Annotated in this window: 1 rRNA gene; it reads right to left on the bottom strand. The window is 56.5% G+C overall.

The window, feature by feature from the left end:
• Window positions 1-2 precede the first annotated feature (2 nt).
• Window positions 3-3,110, bottom strand: a 23S ribosomal RNA gene (locus J4G33_RS16835).
• Window positions 3,111-3,180 lie beyond the last annotated feature (70 nt).

Raw genomic sequence — 3,180 nt, 5'->3', positions numbered from 1 at the left:
GTTGTGTCAAGTTATCGGCTTATTAGTACCGGTCAGCTGCGAGAGTCGTTAGTCCTCTCTTCCACATCCGGCCTATTCACCCAGTGGTCTAGCTGGGAGCCTCTCGGGGCAAGCCCCGTGGAAACCTCATCTTGAAGCAGGCTTCCCGCTTAGATGCTTTCAGCGGTTATCCCTTCCGAACGTAGCTAACCAGCCGTGCTCCTGGCGGAACAACTGGCACACCAGAGGTTCGTCCGTCCCGGTCCTCTCGTACTAGGGACAGGTCTTCTCAAGTTTCCTGCGCGCGCAGCGGATAGGGACCGAACTGTCTCACGACGTTCTAAACCCAGCTCGCGTACCGCTTTAATGGGCGAACAGCCCAACCCTTGGGACCTACTCCAGCCCCAGGATGCGACGAGCCGACATCGAGGTGCCAAACCATGCCGTCGATATGGACTCTTGGGCAAGATCAGCCTGTTATCCCCGGGGTACCTTTTATCCGTTGAGCGACGGCGCTTCCACAAGCCACCGCCGGATCACTAGTTCCGACTTTCGTCCCTGCTCGACCTGTCAGTCTCACAGTCAAGCTCCCTTGTGCACTTGCACTCGCCACCTGATTGCCAACCAGGCTGAGGGAACCTTTGAGCGCCTCCGTTACATTTTAGGAGGCAACCGCCCCAGTTAAACTACCCATCAGGCACTGTCCCTGATCCGGATTACGGACCGAGGTTAGATATCCAGAACGACCAGAGTGGTATTTCAACGTTGACTCCACCGACACTGGCGTGCCGGCTTCACAGTCTCCCACCTATCCTACACAAGCCGTACCGAACACCAATACCAAACTATAGTAAAGGTCCCGGGGTCTTTCCGTCCTGCTGCGCGTAACGAGCATCTTTACTCGTAGTGCAATTTCGCCGAGTTCGCGGTTGAGACAGCGGAGAAGTCGTTACGCCATTCGTGCAGGTCGGAACTTACCCGACAAGGAATTTCGCTACCTTAGGATGGTTATAGTTACCACCGCCGTTTACTGGGGCTTAAATTCTGAGCTTCGCTCCGAAGAGCTGACCCGTCCTCTTAACCTTCCAGCACCGGGCAGGCGTCAGTCCGTATACATCGTCTTGCGACTTCGCACGGACCTGTGTTTTTAGTAAACAGTCGCTTCTCCCTGGTCTCTGCGGCCATCCACGCTTTCGGCAGCAAGTGCCGTCACGCTTCAGGCCCCCCTTCTCCCGAAGTTACGGGGGCATTTTGCCGAGTTCCTTAACCACGATTCTCTCGATCGCCTTGGTATTCTCTACCTGACCACCTGAGTCGGTTTAGGGTACGGGCGGCTAGAACCTCGCGTCGAAGTTTTTCTAGGCAGCATAGGATCACCCAATCATCCCGCATAAGCGGTCACCATCGGCTCTCAGGCTATATGAGCTGCGGATTTGCCTACAGCTCGCCCTACGACCTTGAACGTGGACTACCATCGCCACGCTGGGCTACCTTCCTGCGTCACTCCTGTTAATACGCTTACCTACTACCGGTTCGGGTCGTGCGCTCCACCATCACGTCCCCGAAGGGATCTAGACGGCTTTGGGCACTTAGCATCACCGGGCTCGGTATGGGCGGTTCTTCGCCGGTACGGGAATATCAACCCGTTGTCCATCGACTACGCCTGTCGGCCTCGCCTTAGGTCCCGACTTACCCAGGGCGGATTAGCCTGGCCCTGGAACCCTTGGTCATTCGGCGGACGGGTTTCTCACCCGTCTTTCGCTACTCATGCCTGCATTCTCACTCGTGTAGCGTCCACCGCTGGGTCACCCCGCGACTTCACTCGCCACACGACGCTCCCCTACCCATCCACACGCCTGGATCACGAAGACCTAGCTATTGTGTGAATGCCACAGCTTCGGCGGTATACTTGAGCCCCGCTACATTGTCGGCGCGGAATCACTTGACCAGTGAGCTATTACGCACTCTTTCAAGGGTGGCTGCTTCTAAGCCAACCTCCTGGTTGTCTGTGCAACTCCACATCCTTTCCCACTTAGCATACGCTTAGGGGCCTTAGCTGGTGGTCTGGGCTGTTTCCCTCTCGACTACGGAGCTTATCCCCCGCAGTCTCACTGCCACGCTCTCACTTACCGGCATTCGGAGTTTGGCTGACGTCAGTAACCTTGTAGGGCCCATCGGCCATCCAGTAGCTCTACCTCCGGTAAGAAACACGTGACGCTGCACCTAAATGCATTTCGGGGAGAACCAGCTATCACGAAGTTTGATTGGCCTTTCACCCCTAACCACAGGTCATCCCCCCGGTTTTCAACCCAGGTGGGTTCGGTCCTCCACGCGGTCTTACCCGCGCTTCAACCTGCCCATGGCTAGATCACTTCGCTTCGGGTCTAGAGCACGCGACTGAATCGCCCTATTCGGACTCGCTTTCGCTACGGCTGCCCCTCACGGGTTAACCTCGCCACGTACCACTAACTCGCAGGCTCATTCTTCAAAAGGCACGCTGTCACCCCTGCTAGGGAGGCTCCAACGGATTGTATGTACACGGTTTCAGGTACTATTTCACTCCCCTCCCGGGGTACTTTTCACCTTTCCCTCACGGTACTTGTCCGCTATCGGTCACTAGGGAGTATTTAGGCTTAGCAAGTGGTCTTGCCGGATTCACACGGGATTTCTCGGGCCCCGTGCTACTTGGGATCCCCTTCGGGAGGCCGCGCCATTTCGTCTACGGGGGTAGCACCCTCTGTGCCGGGCCGTTCAATGCCCTTCGACTATGACGCGACTTTCTGACTCCCTGGAAGCTCGGCAGAGCAACCTGAAAGGTCCCACAACCCCGATAACGCAACGCCTGCCGGCTATCACACGCTATCGGTTTGGCCTGTTCCGCTTTCGCTCGCCACTACTCACGGAATATCTCTTCCTGTGGGTACTGAGATGTTTCACTTCCCCACGTTCCCTCCACACGCCCTATATATTCAGGCGCGGGTAACTGGACATGACTCCAGCTGGGTTTCCCCATTCGGACATCCTCGGATCACGGTTCGTTTGCCAACTCCCCGAGGCTTATCGCAGGCTACAACGTCCTTCTTCGGCTCCTAGTGCCAAGGCATCCACCGTATACACTTAAAAACTTGCCACAAAGACTTACTAAAAGATGCTCGCGTCCACTGTGCAGTTCTCAAGCTACGGGCGGTCCCGCCACCCCCC

Origin of the sequence: Actinotalea soli (assembly GCF_017565425.1) — a bacterium.
GTDB classification, from domain to species: domain Bacteria; phylum Actinomycetota; class Actinomycetes; order Actinomycetales; family Cellulomonadaceae; genus Actinotalea; species Actinotalea soli.
The sequence above is the reverse complement of the archived record's forward strand: the minus strand, read 5'-3'. Positions and strand labels throughout refer to the sequence as shown.